Raw genomic sequence first — 21,001 nt, 5'->3', positions numbered from 1 at the left:
TGGCTGCAAAATAAGCATCTGAATTGCGTCTATCCACGAGATGCGATAGGCTATTTTTTCCAAATTTCAGCGTTGCTACGGAAGATTTCATCTATGACCGACCAGCCCAAGCGGCTAGACCGAATCGACATTGGCATTCTCAGGCAACTGCAGCAGGATGCGCGCATTACGAACGCAGACCTCGCGCGCGCAGTCAATCTCTCGACAACGCCATGCTTCAATCGGGTGCGCGCGCTAGAAAAACTCGGCCTGTTCAAACAGCACGTCACCCTGCTGAATCCGGAACTGCTCGGGCTACGAATCAATGTGTTCATCCAGGTGAGGCTCGAGAAGCAGGTTGAACACGCCCTGTCGCGTTTCGAGCAGGCGATTGCCGAACGTCCCGAGGTCATGGAGTGCTATCTGATGACAGGGGACGCGGACTATCTGCTGCGGGTTGTGATGCCAGACATGCAAACGCTGGAGCGCTTCATCGTCGACCATTTGACGAAGATCCCCGGAATCTCCAACATTCGCTCCAGCCTTGCACTCAAGCAGGTGCAATACAAGACCGCGCTGCCGCTGCCGACCTCGGGATTGACGCTACCTGATCCCGATGGCACTGTGACCGAATGGACGTAGACCTTGCAGTTCTCCGAAGCAGCAAATGCAATTGCTATCGATCGTTGAGTTCACACTCATACGCCTGCGTGTGAAAAATCGGTCGCTTAGGCTTGCTTCAAATGATCCATCAGATTAGCATCCGTGCTATCCGATAGCGCGTGCACGAGCCGGACCTCTCTGAGTTCTTTGAGCACAGCCTGCGCGAATCGCAGGCTTTTTTTGCAAATGAACCCTTTCGACCTTGTACGCACTGAAATGGGCAAACCCGGAACAGCCCTGCAGCAAGTACGGGGAGGTAGTCATGTCAGAACATCCAGTTGAACCACGATACCTGATCGAAGACGAACGAGTTACCTGCTCGCAGTGCGGGAATATTTACGTTGCAGCTGGAAATTGCCTTCCCGGGGCAACCCTACGTGATGCCGGAACGTTTATCAGCCATTGTTATTGCCCGGTTTGCCGCCTGCCGGAAGTCGTTGTGCGTTGAGAACCACGCTGCCCGTATCTCCAGATCATGGAGCCAAGTTGAGTAGGGTGAAAAGTCCGCTTGAATAGGCACTGCCATCAATTTCTTGCCGCCGGGCATAACGCAACGTCAGCTACTCTCCCACGCCGGAAATCGATGTACGCCGGCAACACCACGCTCCGTCTAACTCCTGGCTGCGGGAATCAGGAACTGCTCAATACCTGGTTATCGTGCTCCGGATCATGAAGTTACAGACCCTCGGTCCGAGCCGCCTATACGCATGAATGTATCGCTTCCCACCGTAAGAATGAGATAAAAGATGGTTGATCGACCGTTCGTCCTTCGCTCTGTACCTGTCCCCCCGGACATGGATGAAAGCTTGCGCCAACTCGCCTTTGAATTGAATCAACCGGAGGCTGCGGTAATACGTCTCTTTATCCGCTGCGGGCTTGATGCATTGAAACGCGAAGCCGGGCTGGATCGACGTAAGACTGAACAATTCTTCCGCGACTACGAGACGTCTAACATTCTCGCCACGAAAGCCACGAATGAATCCTCCCCAGACAAAGATATGATTCAAAGTCGTGCAGCAATAGGGCGAGCGCAACCACAAAAGAATGAGTCCATGGAACTGCAGCCGAATATGCCCGCTCTGTACAGCGGGTTTTATCCGGATCTGATATATAAGCCTGCGTCAGGAGATAACAGTTCCATTCCGATTGCCCGTTTTTCATCCGAGCCAATCGAAATGGCAATCTCGGCAGCGGATATCGCACTACATAACGGAAACACGCAGTTGGCTTTGGATCTGGTTAGACTTTCCGTCAAGCACGGGATGAGCGAACTCGACAGACGCAACGCCCTCGATTTGCTTCGATTGATTGCGCAATCCGAACATCATGCCGACCATCATGACGAAGTCCAAACACTTGAGCGCGAGATCAATGCTGCACTCAACGTGCTGGAAAGGAACGAGGCTTCTGGGCCGGAGCGTTCCTAGCAGTCAATGTCGAAGCCACGCCAATAGCATTCAGCGCCAACGATGAAAGATCGCTTCGCTGATGATCAAGCAGATATGGCGCGGCGCGCCATATGCGCGTTCGCCACTCTGACCGCTTCCTCGGTTCGCCCCCACAAGCCTGTGATCTGATCAATGATTTCCTGTCTGGCACTGCGCGGATGGCCTGAGTTCATCGTGGGCTGCGGGTCGTACTCGAGCACCAGCTGGGTGAACTCAGCTGCGTCGCGCCCTTTTAGTTCCGCGATGACCTGGAGAGCAAAGTCGATGCCGGCCGTGACGCCGCCGCCTGTGATGCGATTCCCGTCGACGCAAACACGGTCGTAGCTCGGCTCGATTCCCAAGGCGATCAACGGTTCGTAGAACGGCCAGTAAGTGGCCGCACGATAGCCTTCGAGCAGCCCAGCCATCGCGAGGATCACGGAACCCGTGCAAACGGCGGTCACGTACCTGGCGGTTGCCCCGGCGCGAGCAAGAAAGTCGAGGATTTCCTGGTCCTTCATGATCTCAGGCGTGCCTCCGCCACCGGGCACGAACAGCACATCCAGATTATCTGGCACTTCATCCAGTGTAATCGTCGGATTCATCGTGACACCCATGTCCGTCGGAACGGGCTCTAACGTCTTCCAGATCAGATGCGTTTTACTGTGCAGGCCGAACGCGGTCTGCGGGCCAGCCAGATCCTGGAGGGTGAAGCCCGGGAACAGCAGCATGCCAATTTGCAAAGGACGGTCTTCGATTTTGCTTGTCATATTCTAGGTCGCAACGATTTCGTATGGGATGAAGATCTTCATCATAAAACTTTTTCGCGCTCAACGAGATTGGCAGAAACGACAAAGACTGATTGTTTGCTGCCACTATGACAACTAAGACAAATGCCTGAGAAATTGCGATTACGTTCGCGGCCCCACAGGATTAATCGTCGATACAATGACATCGCGTAACCACTGATGCGAAGGATCGAGATGTGAGCGTTCATGCCACAACATCACCATCTCAAATCCCGGCATGTCGACCGGCGGCGCCACCGACTGTAAGCCAGGCATGCCTCTCACCAATCGGGCGGGAAGCATCGCCACGAGATCCGTACTCAGCAACACTTCTCTGACGAACGTGAAGTGTGGAACGGAAAGCACGACCCGCCTCTGCAATTCAGCCTCGGCCAACGCTGCATCGGTGACACCTGAAAAACCGCCTCCGTCGGGCGACACAATCACATGGTCCAGCTTGCAGAACTGCGTCAACGACATCTTCCTGTTGAACCGTGGATGACCGCGCCTGCCGACTAGCACGTACTTCTCCATGAACAACGATCGATGCCTCAATCCACTGGGAGCCTCGTCAGCACTATGGAATGCCAGATCAATCTCTCCACGTTCGCACTGCCGTCCAATTGAGCGAGGCGCGAGCTGGACAACGGCCAGCCGACTATCAGGCGCCAGGCGGCGCAGACCAGGGAGTGCGGGGATCAAGACTGTTGACTCGCTATAGTCAGTCGCAGCGATCTTCCAGGTCACACGGGCCGTTGAAGGATCGAAAGCCTGGATCGGAGCTAAAACTTCAGAAAGAGCCAGAAGTGCTTTGGCAAGCGGCTCACGCAAAGATTGCGCCCGTGCCGTCGGCTGCATGCCCCGTGGCCCGGGCAACAGCAGTGGATCCTTCAATATTTCTCTCAACCTGGCCAACTGAACACTGACCGATGGCTGGGACAGATGCAGGCGCTCCGCGGCGCGGGTAACGTTGAGTTCAGATAGCAGAACTGCAAGCGTGCGAAGCAGATTGAGATCGAGATTTCGCAAATTGTCCATGACTATACCAGGCATATCAGAAATTCATTTCAAGTATACTGGCTCATCCATTAGTCTTCGTGTTTTCTACCGAAGCGCTGAAAGATGAAAGTCCTTATCGTTTATGCACACCCAGAACCGCGCTCCTTGAATAGTGCGCTGCGTGATGTCGCCGTTCACGAACTCGAGGCGCAAGGTCACGAGGTACAAGTATCCGATCTTTACGCCATGAAGTGGAAATCCGAAATAAGTCGGACTGATTTCCCCCTGCTAGACGAACAAACACGATTGCATGTTTCGAATGCCTCGAAAGTGGGATTCAACGCGAATGCGCTAACAAAAGATGTCCGGGCTGAGCAGGAGAAACTTCTTTGGGCAGACACCTTGATTCTGCAATTCCCGCTCTGGTGGTTCACGATGCCGGCGATCCTCAAAGGCTGGGTCGATCGGGTGTATTCCTGCGGCTTTGCACACGGAATCGGGGATCACAGCGACAAACGTTGGGGCGATCGTTATGGCGAAGGAAGATTTGAGGGAAAGCGCGCGATGCTCGTTGTGACCGCAGGCGGCTGGGAAGAACATTATTCTCGACGCGGCATCAATGGCCCGATCGACGATCTGCTCTTTCCGATCAATCACGGTATCCTGTTCTACCCCGGCTACACCGTACTTCCGTCGTTTGTAGCTTACAAGACCGACCGCCTTGACGAAGCCGGTTTCAGCACGCTGGAGACGCAACTACGGGAACGAATGCAAACGATCGAAACAATTTCCCCAATCCCGTATCGTCGACAGAACTTTGGTGACTATCTTATCCCGACCATGCAACTGCGGCCTGATCTCGAATCGCCCGATGCCGTCGGCTTTTCTATCCATCAGGGATAGACCGGCGAACAGTTCTCATGAAATCTCGCAATGAAACGCGCGAAATTGCGCTCATTGTTCGTTTTGTTTGGAATGTGTTTTCGAACGCAGCGCTATATCACCTGCCGCTAATTTGATAAATTTGCAGTCTGGATTGTCTGAAGTCAGGAGAAGACAGTTCTGTGATGCTTGGGAAATCACGTCTACATTTGACTACATGAAGGCGCAATCCTCCTACCCTGCCCTTCTTTGTCACGGCGCACGACTCAATCGTGCGCTTTTTTTCGTGACGATAATTATGAAGAGGTCAGCAGTTGCAGGTTGACGTGCTTGCCCCTGAAGTGAACGAACAGCGCTTCGAGTCCTTAGGGCAAACAACAAATGTCTCGCAGACTGACAGATACCGTTGCGCAGGCTCTCGAGGAGAGCCACAGTTAACTCGCGCGTGCCATCGATGAGACACGGCAGTTCGATCGTAACTGTGTCGAACCTGCAAGCAGACTTGGGATGTCGTGCTCGTTGCAGAGTGTCGCCTTGTGCGACTTCATCTTGTCTCGCAGCCGCGCTGCGCGCGCACGCTATGCGTTTCATCGAAGCGTACAACGTAACCACCTGATCCAGCCGCAATAAAGTCAGTCTCCGCCTGAGCGGATCTGTCACGCGAACGCATGGTGCTCAACGCACTTAAACTCACTCGGTGAGCTTGGCCAGTGCTCAACGAGACGCAGCTGGGGAATCGCTTACGACTCGTTCTGAACTGCGCTCTGTTCTCATCCAGAAAACCGTTAGAGCCGCTGCGACAACCAGCAAAGGCACATTCACCAAATTGAGGTTGACCCATCCGAAGCGCTCCAGGATCGGACCTGCAACAAGCGACGCCGCTGCAGTAAAGATGTTTCGGACAAGTTCCGCGACGCCCTGCACCTTCGCGCGCTCGGCTGGAGTGTGCGAGGAAGCTAACAGAGCGGTACCGCCGACAAACATGAAATTCCAGCCGATCCCGAGGCAAAGCAACGCGACGTAGAATGCTGGAAGACTGGATGACGCGGAGGCAATAAAAGTGCACGCAGCACTCAGAAGCATTCCGGCGAAAAGTACGGACGGCATGCCATATCGCTTGATCAGGTGACCTGCAACGAATGACGGCGCAAACATACCCACGAGGTGCCACTGAATAATGTTCGCGCCATCATCGATCGAATGATGGTTGGCGACAGCAGCCAGGGGCGCCGCCGTCATCACGAACATCATGACAACCCCTCCGATGACATTGTTCGCAAGTGCGGCGAGAGAAATCGGCTGTCGAAAAACAGTCGTCAGGCTCCGGGCAACCGCTGCCTCATCGGCCGGAATTATTTCGGCTTCGACATCACGGAATCCAAACACCAGCACCAGTATTGAACCGACACCAAGAAGAAATACCATCAGGTACGAACCGGCAAAAAGCGTCGGAAACAGATTCTTGCTCCACGCCGCCAGCGCCGGACCGAGTATTGCAGCGATAACGCCGCCAGCCAGAACCATCGAAATGGCTTTTGCCTTCTGTTGAGGCGCCACGGAGTCGGCCGCGGCGAGCCGGTAGTACTGGGCAAACGCCTGAAATATTCCGACTGCCGCGGTTCCTAGGCAAAACCACCAAAAATCGTTCTGCAAGATCGCCCAGACGGAAACCAGCCCACCTAACGCTCCCGTGGCCGCGCCGATCACGAATCCTCGCCGTCGGCCGATTTTTTGCATCAGCAACGACGCGAACAGCGTCGCAATCGCGCTCGCAACCGTAATAAGCGCAAATGGCAGCGTAGCGAGCGATTTGTCGGGCGCGAGTTGATAACCGGTCAATCCGGTTAAGGTCAGGTCGATGGCCACTGCGGCTGTATATAAACCTTGTGCGACGGAGAGAACGACAGCGTTCGATTGCCGGACTCCCGTATCGAATGATGTCGCTTCCTTTTTGCGCGTTGCCATTATTTTCTTCCCGCGCGTGAAGTCGTGCTATTCAAAGACTGCCACATTCCCGTTCACCCTTCGATTTATTACGGGGCATTCTGGCAGACACCTGCTGACTATGAGTAGGACGCGGTTCCCTCAATTCCAGTCAACTCTGCGGTCTTGTCGCGAACTCACCATGTTCACCCGGACGCCTGAACCCATTCAGCGCTCAAATCGACACCTCGACTGCAAAGTCACGGCTCCCAGCTTCGATCGACTGGGATTGGATCGCCACGTCGAAAGGCGATGTCAAAAAAAAACGCACGGTGTGGAACCGTGCGCTACGGCGTATGGAGGCCCGCTTGCGAGCAACCGTGTGCGATTTTTCCTCGCGTGACAGATCACCTTCATCGGGTCATCGTCGTCAGTTGACGGCGTTACCCTTACGCATTGATTCCGCCATCAACCACCAGCCCGGTGCCGGTGATGTGTCGACCGCCCGGCCCCGCCAAAAAGGCAACTGCCGCCGCTACGTCCTCGACTTGGCCAAAACGACCGAGCGCAATCTGTGACCGTAAGAAGTCGGCGGTCGGGCCATCGGCGGGATTCATATCGGTATCGGTCGGTCCCGGATGAACCAGGTTCACTGTAATGTTTCGCGGACCGAGTTCCCGGGCCAGACCTCGCGTAAACGAAAGCAATGCCGACTTCGACATGGAATATACGATTACTTCGGGAATCGCTACTCGCTCGGCAAGGCAAGATCCAATGGAAATGATTCTACCGCCTTCGCTCAGATGCGAGAGAGCCGCCTTGGAAGCGAGCACCACGGAGCGAATGTTGACAGCGATGATTTTATCGATCACGTCAATGTCCATCTTTTCGAGCGGGTTCGAAAAGAGTACACCTGCGTTATTCACGAGAATGTCCAGGCCGCCCAACTGAGCCGAAGCCTCGTCGACGGATTGCTTGACGGCCGCGGCATCAGCGCTATCGGCTTGAATGGCGTAAGCTCGCCGACCTTTCGTCCGGATAGCATCGACCAGCTCCGCTGCCCGATCAACCGCCCGCTCATAGGTGATGATGACATCAGCGCCTCGCTCCGCGAGAGTCATCGCAATCCCGGCGCCAATACCACGTGCAGCACCTGTTACCAGAGCGCGCTTGCCCTTCAGATCTTCCATCAGAATGCTCCGTTAATTTAGACCTGGTTCAAAATTAAACGACACCAACACGTTGCTCTAATCGCAACAGCGGCGTAGTTGCTCACGAATCGCCACACAAACGCAGCGAGTCGGTAGAGATAGATGGAGTTGCCCCTGTAACTCAGGACACTCGGACACCGTTAAGTTGATGAGGCAGCGGTTCGCCGGAACTCCCGGGGAGAACGGTACTTCAGTGCCTTATGCGGGTGGCGTTCGTTGTAGTGCTCAAATGCGCCGGCCAGATGTGAGAGCGCGGTTGGCACATCGGGCTTGTGCATAAAGGCAATGTAATCGTGCTTGATTGTCTTCGCGAACGACTCGGCCATGCCGTTACTTTGCGGCGAACGAACGGGCGTAGTCAACGGCTCCAGGCCCAGTTTTCGAGCGAAACTGCGCGTGCGATGGTCGATGTAGGCAGAGCCGTTGTCCGACAGCCATTCGATGGGTGCGCCTGCCTGCGTCGTGCCGAAGCGTTGCTCGACCGCTGCGAGCATCACATCACGCACGACGTCGCCGCTATGGCCGCCGGTAGTCGCTGCCCAGCTAATAGCCTCCCGGTCATGGCAGTCCAGCGCAAACGTCACGCGCAACGGCGAGCCGTCGTCACAACGGAACTCGAAGCCGTCCGAGCACCAACGGACATTACTCTGGTCAACGGCGATGCGTCCGTCATGCCGGCGGGTATCGCGACGTTGGCCAAGGCGCCGAAGCAGTAGCTGATGGTCGCGCATGACGCGATAGACCCGCTTGGCGTTCACGCACGGCGCACCAGTCATTTCGTGACTACGTCGCAGCAGTGCCCAGACTCGCCGGTATCCATAAGTCGGCAAGCCCGCCACGTGCTCCTGGATTGCAGCGACCAGCTCCGTGTCGTCGGTCTGTCGGGCGCGGCGGCCGTCCAGCCAGTCCGGGGAGCGGGCTTTTCTGACTGCCAAAGCAGAGCGCGCTACGCCGAGAACATCGCAGACCGTTTTCATTGGTCGTCCCCGGGCAGTAAGGGCGAGCGCGCAATCCAGTTTTTTGAGCGGCCATACTCGACTGCTTCCTTCAGGATTTCTGCCTCCTGCGTCTTCTTGCCAAGCAGACGCTGCAGCTCCCTGATTTCCTTCATCGCTGCGGCTAACTGCGAGGCCGGCACCACGGCTTCTCCAGCCTTCACCGCAGCCAGGCTGCCTTCCTCGTATTGCTTGCGCCACGCAAACACCTGGTTTGGGTTGACCCCGTGTCGCCGGGCAACCGCTGAAACCGTTGCTCCCGGCTCCAGGGTTTCCTGCACGATGGCAACTTTCTCCTGGACCGAACGTCGACGACGGCGCTCCGGCTCGGTCAGAACTTCAATGCTTTCCACGATTTGCCTAGGCTTGAAACTAGTCACAAGGTTCCCTCTTATTTTAAGGGGTGCCTCGTGTCCTGAGAATCAAGGGGCTACTCCAATAGATGCCGTGGCTCCTCTACTCATCTACAAGTTGCCCAAGATCGTGTGCCAGGTCACCTACATTATCGGGATTTGTCGAAAGCAACTTGATTCGACCGGTTTTGTCAAAAATAAAGATGATTGAACTGTGCATAACCTGGTACTCTCCCGGATCCTTCGAAGGTGACACCGAATACGCCACTCGATACCGATGCGCGAGGTATTCGAGTTGACTCTCCGTTCCGCGCAATCCGTCAACTTGAGGAGAGAAGGCAGCCTCGTAGCGCTTCAGCGAATCAAGAGTATCTCGATCCGGATCGACGGTTACAAAAAGCACCCGGACGGCCTTCGCTTTGTCGCCAAGTCTGGTTAGAGCAGCTGTCAGGTTGGATAACGTCGTAGGACAGACGTCGGGGCAGAACGTGTAGCCAAACTCCAGAACGACAATCTGCCCACGATAGTCCTTGCTGGTGACAGTACGGCCGTCTTTCGCGCGAGTCAGCGTGAAGTCGAGTGAGGGCATCTGATTGTCAACCATAGTGAGGCGCCATGGTTCCTCGCGTTGACATCCAGCTAATGCGCAGCTTCCAAGCATCACCAAGCTCACACATAAGATACGGATACTGATGTTCCATCCGTCGATACGAGACAAAATTCGAGTGAATATCGCCTTGCCAAGGTGACTATTGGTCATCATAAAATCGTGTGTCGAGCATCGTGCATTCCGTGGTCCCGACGTTTTATAGAAAGTATCGAACCGCAAGCTTGATAAAGAGCGGCACTAATAACGACAAGATCAGAATGGTGACAACGATGCTTCCCAATTTCACCGCCTGGCGACGCATCCTCGCTTGCAAATCCGCTGAATAAGGGCGACCTCGAATCGGTTCTTTCATAGATTTCACGGAATGCAATTGACCTCCCGCACTCCTTCGGGGCGAGAATATCCGAAATTACCCGCTACTTTGGTGGCAAATACTCAATCGGCATTCAACTGGAATCGCCTTGTACGCTGCCGGGAATCTTATGGTGCTTGGGCACGCTACGCCAGGTCATAATTCCCTCGTTTCCAGCCACTCCGGCGCGATTAATCGACGCCGCGCTTCTACGCTATCCGAGGTACTTTCATGCTTGGGCGTGACGCCGTCTCACTCGAGGCCGCGAGGGGCATCGAGCCAGAGACACGAGGACCTGCTTGCGACCGCCGACCAAACGCACGCTCGACATCCATACCTGGTTATTCTGCTTTCGCGGATGGCAATGCCGTACTGAAACGGCGTCTGTATGAGCTGGGTGTCAGACCAACAACACTCCGGAAACGGGCTCTGAACGTCACTGGCGAATCAAAACCTACGGCAGCCGAGACTTGATCGACTGAAGCTAACGTAGTCTCGAGCAATTCCTGAGCACGACGGACTCTTGATTTGAGTAACCACTGGATGGGCGTCGCTCCGGTTTGATCCCGAAATCGCCTGGCGAACGTCCGCGGTGTCATTGAGGCGCGCTTCGCCAACGAGGTGACGTCGATCGGCTGCTCCAGATTCGCTAACATCCATTCCAGCAATGGCGCGAGGCTGCTCGATGCAGGTAGGGCAGCCTGTTGAATAAACTGCGCTTGTCCACCATCACGAACAAGAGGCGCCACCGCGAGCCGCGCAGCATGTGAAGCTACCGCCTGTCCATGGAATCGGCCGATAAGATGGAAGCACATGTCCAGCCCCGCGGAAGAACCTGCGGACGTCACCACGTTTCCCTCATCGACAAACAGCACATCGGGATCTACGGTAACTGCGGGAAACCGCTTTGCAAACTCATCCACCACGGCCCAGTGAGTGGTCGCCCGTTTGCCGTCGAGCAAACCCGTCGAAGCGAGTATGAATGCACCGGTGCATATGGATGCGACCAGCGCCCCCTGGCCGCTCGCAAGTTGCAGCGCCTTTTTCACGGCCGATGAAACGACCATGTTGACGTCTTCGACCCCAGGGACGATCAGAATGTCCGCATCCGTCATGGCATCCAGGCGCCAGGGCGTATGGATGCCGAAGTGGCCAGCGCGGATACGGGACGACTCGCCACAAACAAGCACACGGTAAGCCTCGACGCCATCGACCGTTCGCACTCGCGAGAAGATATCGCACGCGATGCCCAGATCGAAAGGAACAACACCGTTTAACGCGAGAACTGCCACCGTTTGCATCATGGTTCCTCTGCCTGAACAAGGCATTTCGGTCGATTGGCAGAAATCTATCATATTCCGTCAATTCTGCCACTTCCGGTTTTATGATCGCAAGGGTATAAAGGTCGCGCCTAAAAATAAAAATCGATGCGTGCACAAACGGCAAGCGCCTGGTGCACCACCGCTTTACTGATCAAAATCATGACTCGAGGCGCATTGACATGACTCGCGACACCTACCGTGATATCGAACTGGCGCAACTTCGTCGTCTCGAGTTCGTCTCTTTCGCCGAAGGCACGACCCTTCTCCTTCTACTTGTCATCGCTGTCCCCCTTAAACATCTGTATGGGTGGTCAACGGGTGTGCGGTTTCTGGGACCCATCCATGGTTTGGCGTTTTGCGCCTACCTATGGTTCACGATCCAGACAGTGACCGGCGGCGGTTGGCGCATACGCGAGATAGTTCGCGTCATGCTCTGCGCCTTCATACCATTCGGCGCCTTTTTTAATCACACCCTTCTGTCCCAGAAGATGGCTTCAGTCAGGAACGACAAAAAATCATGAATGTTGCAAATTTCTATCCGTGGCTAAAAGCACTGCACGTAGCATCGGCGCTAGTTTTTCTCAGCGGAGTGGTGTCCGTTGGAGTCTTTCTCCATATGGTCAAAACCGACTCTCCTGAAATTCGAACACTGGCTGCAAGCATCCGACGTTGGGACCACGTCATCACTACGCCTGCAATGCTCCTCGTCTGGGCTTTGGGGTTAGGGATCGGAGGCGCAGGCCATTGGTTCAACGCACCGTGGCTGACCGTTAAACTGGTTTTCGTCGTCGTTCTCTCCGCGCTGCATGGCATGCAGTCGGGAAAACTGCGTCGTCTCTGTCACGGCGCTCCGATCACGCCGCTGCATGCTTCGTTACCGATCGCGGTAACTTGCGCAGTCGTCATCGCGATACTTGCTGTCGTCAAGCCCTTCTGAACGCAATACGCGTTGCAACCTTGGCCTCCTGAAGTTTTCGAATTTGTCTTACTACCAAGATCAATGTATCGCTCGTATCTAAAACTAACCAAGCCCGGAATTGTTCTCGGAAATATGATTTCGCTAAGCGGCGGATATTTCCTGGCGTCGCGAAGCACCATCAACTGGTTTCAACTCGCACTCGTCCTGTTGAGCGTTGCTCTTGTCATCGGTTCTGGATGCACGGTCAACAACGTCGTCGACCGCGACATTGATGCATTAATGGCCAGAACCCGGAACCGGCCGATGGTCAGCGGAGAGGTATCCACACGATCCGCCCTGTCGTTCGCAGCGCTTCTCGCACTATCGGGATTCGTTCTTCTCTTTCAAGGCACGAAATGCGCCGTGGCGGCATTGCTTCTATTCGTTGGCTACATCGTATACACCGGTTTATACACCCTGTTTTTCAAGCGTCGATCGATTCACGGGACAATGGTTGGCAGCTTTTCGGGTGCGATGCCACCGGTAGTTGGCTACTGCGCGGCAAGCGGCAGGTTCGACACGGCAGCGCTCATCTTATGGATCGTGTTTTGCATCTGGCAGATGCCTCACTCGTATGCGATCGCAATCTTCCGTTCGTCGGACTATCGCGCCGCCGCGATTCCAGTCTATCCGCTGGTCAAAGGGACACTCGCTGCAAAACACCACATGATTGGCTACATAGTCGCCTTCACCTGTGTGGCGACTCTACTTGTTCCGCTGGGCTATGCCGGCGCAATCTATCTTCTCGCCGCGCTGGCAAGCGGTATTGGTTGGTTCTGGATTGGGGTGCGTGGATTGACGACGCAAGATGACATTGTCTGGGCGCGACAATTATTTTTTACTTCGATCGCAGTTGTCACAATTTTAAGCATCGCTATGTCGATTGACCGATTTAGTCCGCCACATTCAGGCCTGCGGCGTTGCTCCAGTCAACATATGTCGGCTAGCAAATTCTGATTTCCAATGGTCAATCCCGATAGGGGACATTTGCGCTTCCTGTTCGTTCCTACCCAGATTACGACGGGCGAAAAGTTCCACTATCCAATCAACAAACATCCGGACATTCGGTGACAAATGCAGTTTGTGCGGATAAACCGCCGAAATTGGCCGTGGCAAAGGTTTGAAATCCGGCAGGACTTCGATGAGCTTGCCGGTCTCAAGGTACGTCCGTGCCATAAAAAACGGCAACTGGATGATACCAAGGCCCTTGAGCCCACAACTAAGGTAAGCTTCCGCGTCGTTGACCGCGACTGTCCCTCGCATTGAAACCTGAACCGCTTGTGCGCCCACGACAAAATCAAAGTCCAGCGCACGTCCAGACTGGTCGATAAAATACTTCACGGCTGTATGCTTTTGCAGGGCATCGACCGTCCGCGGAACACCGTGAGATGAAAGATAGCCAGGAGAAGCGACAGTGACGTATGGCACCAGGCCTATACGTCGGGCAACGAGACTCGAGTCCTCAAGAGCGCCCATCCGAATTGCGCAGTCGATTCCCTCCTGAATGAGATCAATGCGTCGTTCATTGAAACCAAGCACAAGTTCGAGTGCCGGGTATTTTGCATGAAATTCGAATAACTCGGGCATCACGAGAAGTCGGCCGAGTGCGCCCGGCATGTCGATTCGCAGCCTTCCGCGAGGGACATGACCACTGATCGAGAAAGCGCTTTCTGCCTCCCTCACCTCGGCAAGTATTCGCACACAGCGCTCATAGTAGGCGGCGCCGTCTGGCGTTAAACTCAGCCTCCGCGTGGTGCGCTGTAGCAATCTTACTTTTAGATGTGCCTCGAGATTTTGGATGATGTTCGAAACTGAAGCGCGCGGTAAATTGAGCGCGTCGGCCGCTCGCGAAAAACTGTTAGCGTCGACGATGCGAGTAAAAACCTGCATCGCAAGTAACCGGTCAACGGTATTCCCTTTTTTCTTGCTGGACACGCCGGGCAGCTCCTTTTTCGACTCGACGCCTCATCGAATTCAACACGGTTGCAATTCAGAGATGCTCTCAACCCATCGCGACTCAGAATAGTTATCTACGTTCAACCGTTTTTTTCTGACTCTCTCCCTCGCTCCCAATCTGCGCCTGTGATTCAGCCCAGCCACCCCCGAGCGCACGAATCAACGCAACTGTAGAAACGGCTTGTTCACTGGCCAGATGAATCGACCGCAACTCCGACTGCAGCACCTGACGTTGAGCGTCAATTACATCCAGGTAGCTGACTTGCCCTTCTTCGTACTGCGTTGCCGACATTTGCTCGGCACGTTCGGATGCGGACATCGCAAAACCCTGTTCGCTGATCTGATCGTCAAGCAACCGAAGATTGGACAGGCTATCTTCGACTTCTTTGAATGCAACGAGAACCTGCTGACGATACTGGGCAACGTCCTCGTCGAGCTTCGCCCGTGCCTTTGCAAGATTCGCACTCCGGCGTCCACCATCAAAGATCGGCAATGTCAGCGCAGTCCCCGCAAATGGTCCCAACAGGAAGGCCCGGGTGGACCACTGGAACAGATCGCCTAACGTGGCGGATTCATACCCGAATGCTCCGGTAACATCCAGCTGAGGAAAAAATGCCGACTTTGCCAGGCCCACTCTGGCGTTCGCCGAGGCCATGGCACGTTCCGCCGCGGCGATATCCGGGCGGCGCTCCAGCAACGAGGAAGGGAGGCCTGCGGGGATATGCGCCTGCACGGCCACAAGCGGCGTCTCCGGGAAACGTGAAGTCAGCTGGCGGCTTACCGAGCAGGATCGAAAGACTATGCTCGGAGGCTGCCCGCTGGCGAGCGACGCCGACCGCATCGGCACGCGCGGTCGCCAACTCGCTTCTCGCCCTCGATACATCGAGCTCACCTATCTCTCCCGCATTGAAGCGGCTCTCGACGAGTTTCAGCGCGTCCTCACGCAACGCTACCGTCTTACGATAGAGACCAAGTTGCGCATCGAATTCGCGAAGCTGAAAGTAGTTCTGAGCGACGTCAGCCTGTAGAGCCAGCTGTACCGACCGGAACAGCGCCTCGCTTTGTGCTTCGTCGGAACGAGATGCGCTCACATTGTCACTAACGCGCCCGAAAAGATCGGCCTCGTACGACGCTGAGACTTGCGCGCGCCATAACGTCTGATCCGGAACCTCGGTGTTGTCGGGCAAGAACTGCGAAGCAGGCGACATATGTTGTCGCGTAGGCCCAAATCCCGCGCCAATCGACGGAAACCAGTTCGAGCGCGCCGACTGCACGAGCGCTCTTGCCTGCTGAACGCGCGCAGCGGCCGCCTTCAGGCTTTGATTTGCTTGCGCGGCCTGTTTCTCCAGCCCGTCAAGCGTAGAGTCGCTGAAGACACGCCACCACTCGCCGCGGAACGTGTCCTCGGCAGGCTCCGCGGTTTTCCAGGCTTCTGTGGTTGACCGCTCTGCGGCAGAAGGCGATTCCCCGGAATGTCGAGGCAGCTCTTTGAATGCATCGGGGACCGATGCATCCGGTCGCACATAGGGCGGCGCCATCGAACATGCGGACAGCAGAGCTACGGCGACAGCGCCCACTACCGCGCGATGAGAACCTCGTCTGAACATCGATGAACCGTGCATATCGTTCGTAAGCATTGTGGTTATTAAAGATCCGACAGATGTGCGATCTCGTGTGAGATATCTTTCTGAGCGACATGTATCTTTCCACCGGCCAATGTCCGGAGTACCACGTAGAAAACGGGTGTCAGCATCAGGCCAAACAACGTCACGCCGAGCATCCCGAAGAAAACGGCGATGCCCATCGCCTGCCGCATTTCGGAACCGGCGCCGGTCGACAAAGCGAGTGGAACGACACCCATGATGAACGCAATAGAGGTCATCAGGATCGGTCGAAGTCTTAGCCTGCTGGCCTCGATGGCGGCCTGCACTGCGGTTCGACCGTCGTGCTCCAGCTCGCGGGCGAATTCCACGATGAGGATCGCGTTCTTGGATGCGAGCGCAACGAGCACCATCAAACCAATCTGCGTGAATACGTTGTTGTCCCCATGCGTGATCCACACGCCCGTCAACGCACTGAGAATACTCATCGGCACAATCAGAATGACCGCGAGCGGAAGAGAGAGGCTCTCATACAGCGCAGCCAACACCAGAAACACTAGCAGGACGCTGATTGGGAAGATCCACATCCCTGAGTTCCCAGCCAGAACCTGCTGGTAAGTCAGATCCGTCCATTCGAATTTCACTCCTTTAGGCAAGACTTCGGCAGCGATTTGCTCGGCGGCTTCCTTCGCTTCGTCCGAGGAGTAGCCATGCGCTGGGCCACCATTGATATCAGCCGCGGTATAGCCGTTGTAGCGCACCACCATGTCGGGACCGTAAGTCGGCGTGACCGTGATGAGCGACGAGAGCGGGATCATTTCGCCGCTACTACTGCGTGTTTTCAGCTGCAAGATATCGCCGGCATTACGCCGGTAATGTGAGTCTGCCTGCACACGGACCTGGTACACCCTGCCGAACCTGTTGAAATCGTTCACATACAGGGAACCCAGATACGTTTGCATGGTATTGAAGACGTCGGTCACCGCGACCCCGAGCTGCTTGGCACGTTCGCGGTCGAGGTCGACATTCAGCTGAGGCACATTGATTTCATAGTTCGAAAACGTCGGGCCGAGCTGCCGCGTGGTCGACGCTTTTTTCACAAAATCCATCGTGGCTTTGTTAAGTGCTTCGTAGCCGAGAGCGCCGCGGTCCTCCAGTTGCATCTTGAACCCTCCCAGCGTTCCAAGTCCCAGGACTGGCGGCGGCGGGAAGACGGCCGTGAATGCATCTTTGATCGAAGAAAATTGCCTGTTGAGCGAGGCTGCAATATCCGCTGCCGAGTGGCCCTTACGTTCCTCGAAAGGCTTTAGCGGAATAAAGAGAACGCCAGCGCTCGGAATGTTCGTAAATCCATTCACAGAAAGTCCAGGGAACGCAACGGCATGTGCCGCGCCCGGTTCCTTCATCACCATTTCGCCCATTTCCTTGAGCACCTGCTCGGTCCGGTCAAGCGATGCTCCGTTGGGCAACTTGGCGAAGGAGACGAGATACTCTTTGTCCTGTGCGGGAACAAACCCCCCCGGCACGATTTGCATGATGACGACCGTCAGTCCTAGCAACACACCGTAGACCGTGAGCATTGTCCCTTTGCGCTTCAGCGATCCTGCCACGCCGCGACTATACTTCTCCGAGCCAACATTGAACACAGTGTTGAAGCGCCGGAAAAAGCCTCCAAAAAGTTTATCCATGACACGCGTCAAGCCATCCTTCTTCGCGTCGTGACTACGCAACAGCAGAGCCGACAGCGCCGGCGAAAGGGTCAACGAGTTGAATGCTGAAATGACGGTCGAGATAGCAATCGTCATCGCAAACTGCTTATAAAACTGTCCTGTCAGACCGCTCATGAATGCGAGCGGAACGAACACCGCGACGAGCGTCAACGCGATTGCGATAATGGGACCGCTCACTTCCTGCATCGCCGTATATGTCGCATCGCGAGCGCTCAGCCCTCTGGCTATATTTCGTTCCACGTTCTCCACGACGACGATTGCATCATCGACGACGATCCCGACCGCCAGCACCATTCCAAAGAGTGAAAGCGCGTTAATCGAGAAGCCGAATGCGAGCAGGAGAGAAAAGGTGCCAACGATAGAAACCGGAACTGCCAGCAACGGGATAATGGATGCGCGCCACGTTTGCAGGAAGACGATCACGACAATCACGACCAACGCAATCGCCTCGAGCAATGTGTGGATCACGGCTTCGATACTCGAACGTACAAAACGGGTCGGGTCATAAACGATCCGGTACTCGAGGCCGGACGGAAAATCTACGCTGAGTTCTTTCATCGCAGCGCGAACATCATCCGAAATCTGCAGCGAATTCGCACCCGGCGCTTCGTTGATCGACAACGCGATCGCGGGCTTGTTGTCTAACAGGGAGCGCAAACCATATTCCGATGCTCCAAGCTCTATCTTCGCGATATCGCGTAAATGCGTGACGGCACCCGTGGCAGACGACTTGACGATGATTCCGCCAAACTCCTGCTCCGTCTTCAGACGTCCACGTGCGTTGACCGATAGCTGGAGAAGCGTTCCGGGCACGGCAGGTGAACCGCCGACTACGCCTGCCGCGACCTGTACATTCTGTTCTCGAATGGCGTTCACGACCTCGGTTGCGGTGAGATCTCGCTCAGCTACCTTTTGAGGATCCAGCCAGACGCGCATGGAATAGTCGCCACCACCCCAAAGTTGCACCTCTCCCACACCTTTAATGCGCTCGAGCCTGTCTCGTAGGTTGATAAGCGCGTAATTGCGAAGATACGTGTTGTCGTATCGACCGTCCGGCGACAACAGGTGCATGAACATCGTCACCGTTGGAGAACTTTTAATCGTCGTCACGCCCAACTTCTGGACGTCGTCCGGCAATCTCGGCAGGGCCTGATTCACACGGTTCTGCACGAGTTGCGTGGCGAGGTCGGGATTGGTTCCGAGGGCGAAAGTGACCGTCAAAGTCAGGTTGCCATCGGAGTTGGCCTGAGATTGCATATACAACATGTTCTCAACGCCATTGATTTGCTCTTCGATCGGCGATGCGACCGCCTCCGCGATTACCTTCGGATTCGCGCCCGGATACTGGGCATGAACGATCACGGAAGGTGGAACCACGTTCGGATACTCGGAGACCGGAAGCTTGAATAGCGCGATGGTGCCTGCGAGGAGGATGACTACCGACAGCACGCACGCAAATATTGGCCTGTCGATGAAGAATTTCGAAATATTCATGTGACTCTTATCTTGGCGAACCGCTCTTGCCCGCAGCAACAAAGTTGGCGAGAGGAGCTGCGTGAAGACATAGAACAAAATGGCGCGTAAAAGCAGCCATTGCAGGGCGTGGCCACGACGGAAAATCCAGCTACTGGATAGCGCAGGAGTATTTGCCTGATCGACAAACCGCGACTTCAGGCTGAAGGCGTTCCCGCCGCGTCGGTATCGATCATTGGAACGATACGAGGACTGACTTTTACACCCGGTCTGACACGCTGCGTTCCACTGACGACAATCCGGTCGCCCGGTTGAATCCCCGACTTCACGATCCGAAGGTTTCCGTGGGCATCGCCTACTTTGATCTCACGATAAGCAACCTGATTGTCGCTGCCGACCACGTAGACGTATCTCTTGTCCTGATCTGTTCCAATCGCGGTGTCGCTGATCAGCAAGGCTGAATAAGCATCGCCGCTAACGACCTTGACTCGGGCGTACAGTCCTGGAATGAGGCTGCCGTCGCTGTTGTCAAATCGCGCCCGTACTCGAATCGTTCCTGAATTGGTATCAACCCGATTGTCAACGGACTGAATGACACCCGTGCGAGAGTAACCTTCCTCGTCCGCCAGCCCGAGGTCGACGGGCACACGGCCTTCGTTCCTGACGCGACGAATGTATTGCAGATACGTCTGCTCATCCGCGTCGAATTCGGCATAGATGGGCGATACCGACACTATCGTCGTCAACGGTGGACTGCCTGCCCCGGCACTAACGACGTTGCCTAGCGTGATTTCTGCTCGAGAAACCCGGCCGGAAATCGGTGCGGATATTCTGGTGTACCCGAGATTAATTTCCGCCGCTTCCAGTGCGGCTTGCGCAGTTTTAAGATTCGCGGCTGCCTCGTTTGCAGCATTCTGCTTTTCGTCATAGTCGCGCCTGGCGATGGCGTTGTCCGCAATCAGACGTTGTGCGCGCTGCCAGTCATTGGCCGTGTAGGTCACGCGAGCACGCGCGGCGGCAACCTGCCCTGCTGCCCTATCCACCTCGGACTGATATGGGCGAGGGTCGATGATAAATAAGACATCGCCCTTTTTTACCAGTTGACCGTCTTTCAGATTAACCGACACGATTGTCCCTGACACAAGTGGCCGAACTTCAACCTTGTCGACTGCCGCGAGTCGCCCCGAGTACGTCTGGGAATCTTTAACCTCTTTTTGCAGCACCGTGGCGACATCAACCCCGGTCGCGGGCGCTGCAACGGACGGCGCGGAATTCCGCGCACTGACACGGATCGCACTGAATGTGCCCAGTCCTGCAATCGCGACAACCACAAGCGTGGCAAGCGCAATCCTTGGACGAGGATTTAAAGAAGCGGACATTGGGAGCTCTTTAAAAAATAGCAATCTGGTTTGACTGCAACATTGGTCACCGGAGTCGATCTCTGCCCACCTGGCAATTCAGAGCGGACAGCTCGCCAGTCAAGCCAACCGCCTGCACTTCCCTGGGATAAAGCACGCGAGCGAAAAAATCCGGAAACCTCTTTTGACGCCACATTTTCATCAAGCCGGCCCAACGAGCATAGGACGAACTTCCCTCGTATTTCGTCATCGATATGAATTCGATGTCACATCCACCCTGGATTGGCTAAAGTCTGATTCTGTTTAGATTTGTAGGATGCCTGCCCTCGACCACGGACATGAGCGCGGGCCACAGGCGCATGCGGGCAGGCGTCGTACAAATCCCGATGGAGGAAACCGCGGAGTGTTCCGGCGTGGCCGG

General features: G+C 55.4%; 16 protein-coding genes and 1 pseudogene. 6 read left to right on the top strand and 11 right to left on the bottom strand.

Annotation, left to right across the window (positions count from 1 at the left end; genetic code table 11):
- Nucleotides 1-93: 93 nt before the first annotated feature.
- On the top strand, nucleotides 94-621 hold the full coding sequence (locus BGRAMDRAFT_RS30195) for an Lrp/AsnC family transcriptional regulator (protein ID WP_006052707.1): 528 nt from the start codon (nucleotides 94-96) through the stop codon (nucleotides 619-621).
- 767 nt (nucleotides 622-1,388) lie between these two features.
- Nucleotides 1,389-2,069 (top strand): hypothetical protein, encoded by a 681-nt coding sequence (locus tag BGRAMDRAFT_RS30190; RefSeq protein WP_006052706.1) that lies wholly within the window; start codon nucleotides 1,389-1,391, stop codon nucleotides 2,067-2,069.
- Nucleotides 2,070-2,134: 65 nt separating this feature from the next.
- Here BGRAMDRAFT_RS30190 and BGRAMDRAFT_RS30185 read toward each other — a convergent pair whose 3' ends face one another.
- Complete coding sequence (locus BGRAMDRAFT_RS30185; protein WP_006052705.1) at nucleotides 2,135-2,839, bottom strand: DJ-1/PfpI family protein; 705 nt, start codon at nucleotides 2,837-2,839, stop codon at nucleotides 2,135-2,137.
- A 141-nt stretch (nucleotides 2,840-2,980) separates the two neighbouring features.
- Nucleotides 2,981-3,895: a LysR family transcriptional regulator gene (locus tag BGRAMDRAFT_RS30180; RefSeq protein WP_044022005.1), complete on the bottom strand. Its 915-nt coding sequence runs from the start codon at nucleotides 3,893-3,895 to the stop codon at nucleotides 2,981-2,983.
- Nucleotides 3,896-3,979: 84 nt separating this feature from the next.
- Between BGRAMDRAFT_RS30180 and BGRAMDRAFT_RS30175 the strand changes: the two genes are divergently transcribed.
- On the top strand, nucleotides 3,980-4,759 hold the full coding sequence (locus BGRAMDRAFT_RS30175; protein WP_006052703.1) for an NAD(P)H-dependent oxidoreductase: 780 nt from the start codon (nucleotides 3,980-3,982) through the stop codon (nucleotides 4,757-4,759).
- A gap of 693 nt (nucleotides 4,760-5,452) precedes the next feature.
- On the opposite strand, the gene BGRAMDRAFT_RS30170 is transcribed toward BGRAMDRAFT_RS30175, so the two are convergent.
- From BGRAMDRAFT_RS30170 to BGRAMDRAFT_RS30145, 5 genes are all read right to left on the bottom strand, one after another.
- The gene (locus tag BGRAMDRAFT_RS30170) at nucleotides 5,453-6,703 is read right to left on the bottom strand and encodes an MFS transporter (protein WP_006052701.1); all 1,251 of its coding nucleotides are present in this window, start codon (nucleotides 6,701-6,703) and stop codon (nucleotides 5,453-5,455) included.
- 407 nt (nucleotides 6,704-7,110) lie between these two features.
- Nucleotides 7,111-7,851 carry an SDR family NAD(P)-dependent oxidoreductase gene (locus BGRAMDRAFT_RS30165; protein ID WP_006052700.1) on the bottom strand — a complete coding sequence of 247 codons (741 nt, stop codon included), beginning with the start codon at nucleotides 7,849-7,851 and terminating at the stop codon, nucleotides 7,111-7,113.
- A 161-nt stretch (nucleotides 7,852-8,012) separates the two neighbouring features.
- Nucleotides 8,013-9,211, bottom strand: a protein-coding gene (locus BGRAMDRAFT_RS30160) for an IS3 family transposase (protein ID WP_085962966.1) whose coding sequence is annotated in 2 segments (ribosomal slippage) — nucleotides 8,013-8,896 and nucleotides 8,896-9,211 — 1,200 coding nt in all. Because the reading frame shifts where the segments join, the coding sequence is not laid out codon by codon here.
- 112 nt (nucleotides 9,212-9,323) lie between these two features.
- Nucleotides 9,324-9,824 (bottom strand): SCO family protein, encoded by a 501-nt coding sequence (locus BGRAMDRAFT_RS30150; protein ID WP_232292390.1) that lies wholly within the window; start codon nucleotides 9,822-9,824, stop codon nucleotides 9,324-9,326.
- A gap of 699 nt (nucleotides 9,825-10,523) precedes the next feature.
- Nucleotides 10,524-11,483: a GlxA family transcriptional regulator gene (locus BGRAMDRAFT_RS30145; protein WP_006052696.1), complete on the bottom strand. Its 960-nt coding sequence runs from the start codon at nucleotides 11,481-11,483 to the stop codon at nucleotides 10,524-10,526.
- A 200-nt stretch (nucleotides 11,484-11,683) separates the two neighbouring features.
- On the opposite strand from BGRAMDRAFT_RS30145, the gene BGRAMDRAFT_RS30140 reads away from it, so the two are divergent.
- From BGRAMDRAFT_RS30140 to cyoE, 3 genes are all read left to right on the top strand, one after another.
- Nucleotides 11,684-12,025 (top strand): DUF3817 domain-containing protein, encoded by a 342-nt coding sequence (locus BGRAMDRAFT_RS30140; protein WP_006052695.1) that lies wholly within the window; start codon nucleotides 11,684-11,686, stop codon nucleotides 12,023-12,025.
- Entirely contained in the window at nucleotides 12,022-12,441 is a 420-nt protein-coding gene (locus BGRAMDRAFT_RS30135) for a CopD family protein (RefSeq protein WP_006052694.1), read from the top strand. Before BGRAMDRAFT_RS30140 ends, BGRAMDRAFT_RS30135 begins: the two co-directional genes overlap by 4 nt.
- Nucleotides 12,442-12,504: 63 nt before the next feature.
- Nucleotides 12,505-13,419, top strand: a complete 915-nt coding sequence (gene cyoE / locus BGRAMDRAFT_RS34130) for a heme o synthase (RefSeq protein WP_006052693.1) — start codon at nucleotides 12,505-12,507, stop codon at nucleotides 13,417-13,419.
- Here cyoE and BGRAMDRAFT_RS30130 read toward each other — a convergent pair.
- The 4 genes and pseudogenes from BGRAMDRAFT_RS30130 to BGRAMDRAFT_RS30115 all read right to left on the bottom strand — a co-directional run bounded on the left by BGRAMDRAFT_RS30130 (nucleotide 13,369) and on the right by BGRAMDRAFT_RS30115 (nucleotide 20,601).
- Nucleotides 13,369-14,352 (bottom strand): LysR family transcriptional regulator, encoded by a 984-nt coding sequence (locus BGRAMDRAFT_RS30130; protein WP_083803872.1) that lies wholly within the window; start codon nucleotides 14,350-14,352, stop codon nucleotides 13,369-13,371. The genes cyoE and BGRAMDRAFT_RS30130 overlap by 51 nt on opposite strands.
- Nucleotides 14,353-14,488: 136 nt before the next feature.
- Nucleotides 14,489-16,025, bottom strand: a pseudogene (locus BGRAMDRAFT_RS30125) (efflux transporter outer membrane subunit).
- Between the two features lie 38 nt (nucleotides 16,026-16,063).
- On the bottom strand, nucleotides 16,064-19,243 hold the full coding sequence (locus tag BGRAMDRAFT_RS30120; protein WP_006052689.1) for an efflux RND transporter permease subunit: 3,180 nt from the start codon (nucleotides 19,241-19,243) through the stop codon (nucleotides 16,064-16,066).
- Between the two features lie 176 nt (nucleotides 19,244-19,419).
- On the bottom strand, nucleotides 19,420-20,601 hold the full coding sequence (locus tag BGRAMDRAFT_RS30115) for an efflux RND transporter periplasmic adaptor subunit (RefSeq protein ID WP_006052688.1): 1,182 nt from the start codon (nucleotides 20,599-20,601) through the stop codon (nucleotides 19,420-19,422).
- Nucleotides 20,602-21,001: the final 400 nt, after the last annotated feature.

It is taken from the genome of Paraburkholderia graminis C4D1M, assembly GCF_000172415.1.
Lineage (GTDB): Bacteria > Pseudomonadota > Gammaproteobacteria > Burkholderiales > Burkholderiaceae > Paraburkholderia > Paraburkholderia graminis.
This window is presented reverse-complemented; position numbering and strand designations above follow the sequence as displayed.

What these genes read in the sequence shown, in the direction of transcription:
- BGRAMDRAFT_RS30195 (WP_006052707.1), top strand. Translation starts at nt 94, where the DNA reads ATGACCGACCAGCCCAAGCGGCTAGACCGAATCGACATTGGCATTCTC.
- BGRAMDRAFT_RS30190 (WP_006052706.1), top strand. Translation starts at nt 1,389, where the DNA reads ATGGTTGATCGACCGTTCGTCCTTCGCTCTGTACCTGTCCCCCCGGAC.
- BGRAMDRAFT_RS30185 (WP_006052705.1), bottom strand. Translation starts at nt 2,839, where the DNA reads ATGACAAGCAAAATCGAAGACCGTCCTTTGCAAATTGGCATGCTGCTG.
- BGRAMDRAFT_RS30180 (WP_044022005.1), bottom strand. Translation starts at nt 3,895, where the DNA reads ATGGACAATTTGCGAAATCTCGATCTCAATCTGCTTCGCACGCTTGCA.
- BGRAMDRAFT_RS30175 (WP_006052703.1), top strand. Translation starts at nt 3,980, where the DNA reads ATGAAAGTCCTTATCGTTTATGCACACCCAGAACCGCGCTCCTTGAAT.
- BGRAMDRAFT_RS30170 (WP_006052701.1), bottom strand. Translation starts at nt 6,703, where the DNA reads ATGGCAACGCGCAAAAAGGAAGCGACATCATTCGATACGGGAGTCCGG.
- BGRAMDRAFT_RS30165 (WP_006052700.1), bottom strand. Translation starts at nt 7,851, where the DNA reads ATGGAAGATCTGAAGGGCAAGCGCGCTCTGGTAACAGGTGCTGCACGT.
- BGRAMDRAFT_RS30150 (WP_232292390.1), bottom strand. Translation starts at nt 9,824, where the DNA reads ATGGTTGACAATCAGATGCCCTCACTCGACTTCACGCTGACTCGCGCG.
- BGRAMDRAFT_RS30145 (WP_006052696.1), bottom strand. Translation starts at nt 11,483, where the DNA reads ATGCAAACGGTGGCAGTTCTCGCGTTAAACGGTGTTGTTCCTTTCGAT.
- BGRAMDRAFT_RS30140 (WP_006052695.1), top strand. Translation starts at nt 11,684, where the DNA reads ATGACTCGCGACACCTACCGTGATATCGAACTGGCGCAACTTCGTCGT.
- BGRAMDRAFT_RS30135 (WP_006052694.1), top strand. Translation starts at nt 12,022, where the DNA reads ATGAATGTTGCAAATTTCTATCCGTGGCTAAAAGCACTGCACGTAGCA.
- cyoE (WP_006052693.1), top strand. Translation starts at nt 12,505, where the DNA reads ATGTATCGCTCGTATCTAAAACTAACCAAGCCCGGAATTGTTCTCGGA.
- BGRAMDRAFT_RS30130 (WP_083803872.1), bottom strand. Translation starts at nt 14,352, where the DNA reads ATGCAGGTTTTTACTCGCATCGTCGACGCTAACAGTTTTTCGCGAGCG.
- BGRAMDRAFT_RS30120 (WP_006052689.1), bottom strand. Translation starts at nt 19,243, where the DNA reads ATGAATATTTCGAAATTCTTCATCGACAGGCCAATATTTGCGTGCGTG.
- BGRAMDRAFT_RS30115 (WP_006052688.1), bottom strand. Translation starts at nt 20,601, where the DNA reads ATGTCCGCTTCTTTAAATCCTCGTCCAAGGATTGCGCTTGCCACGCTT.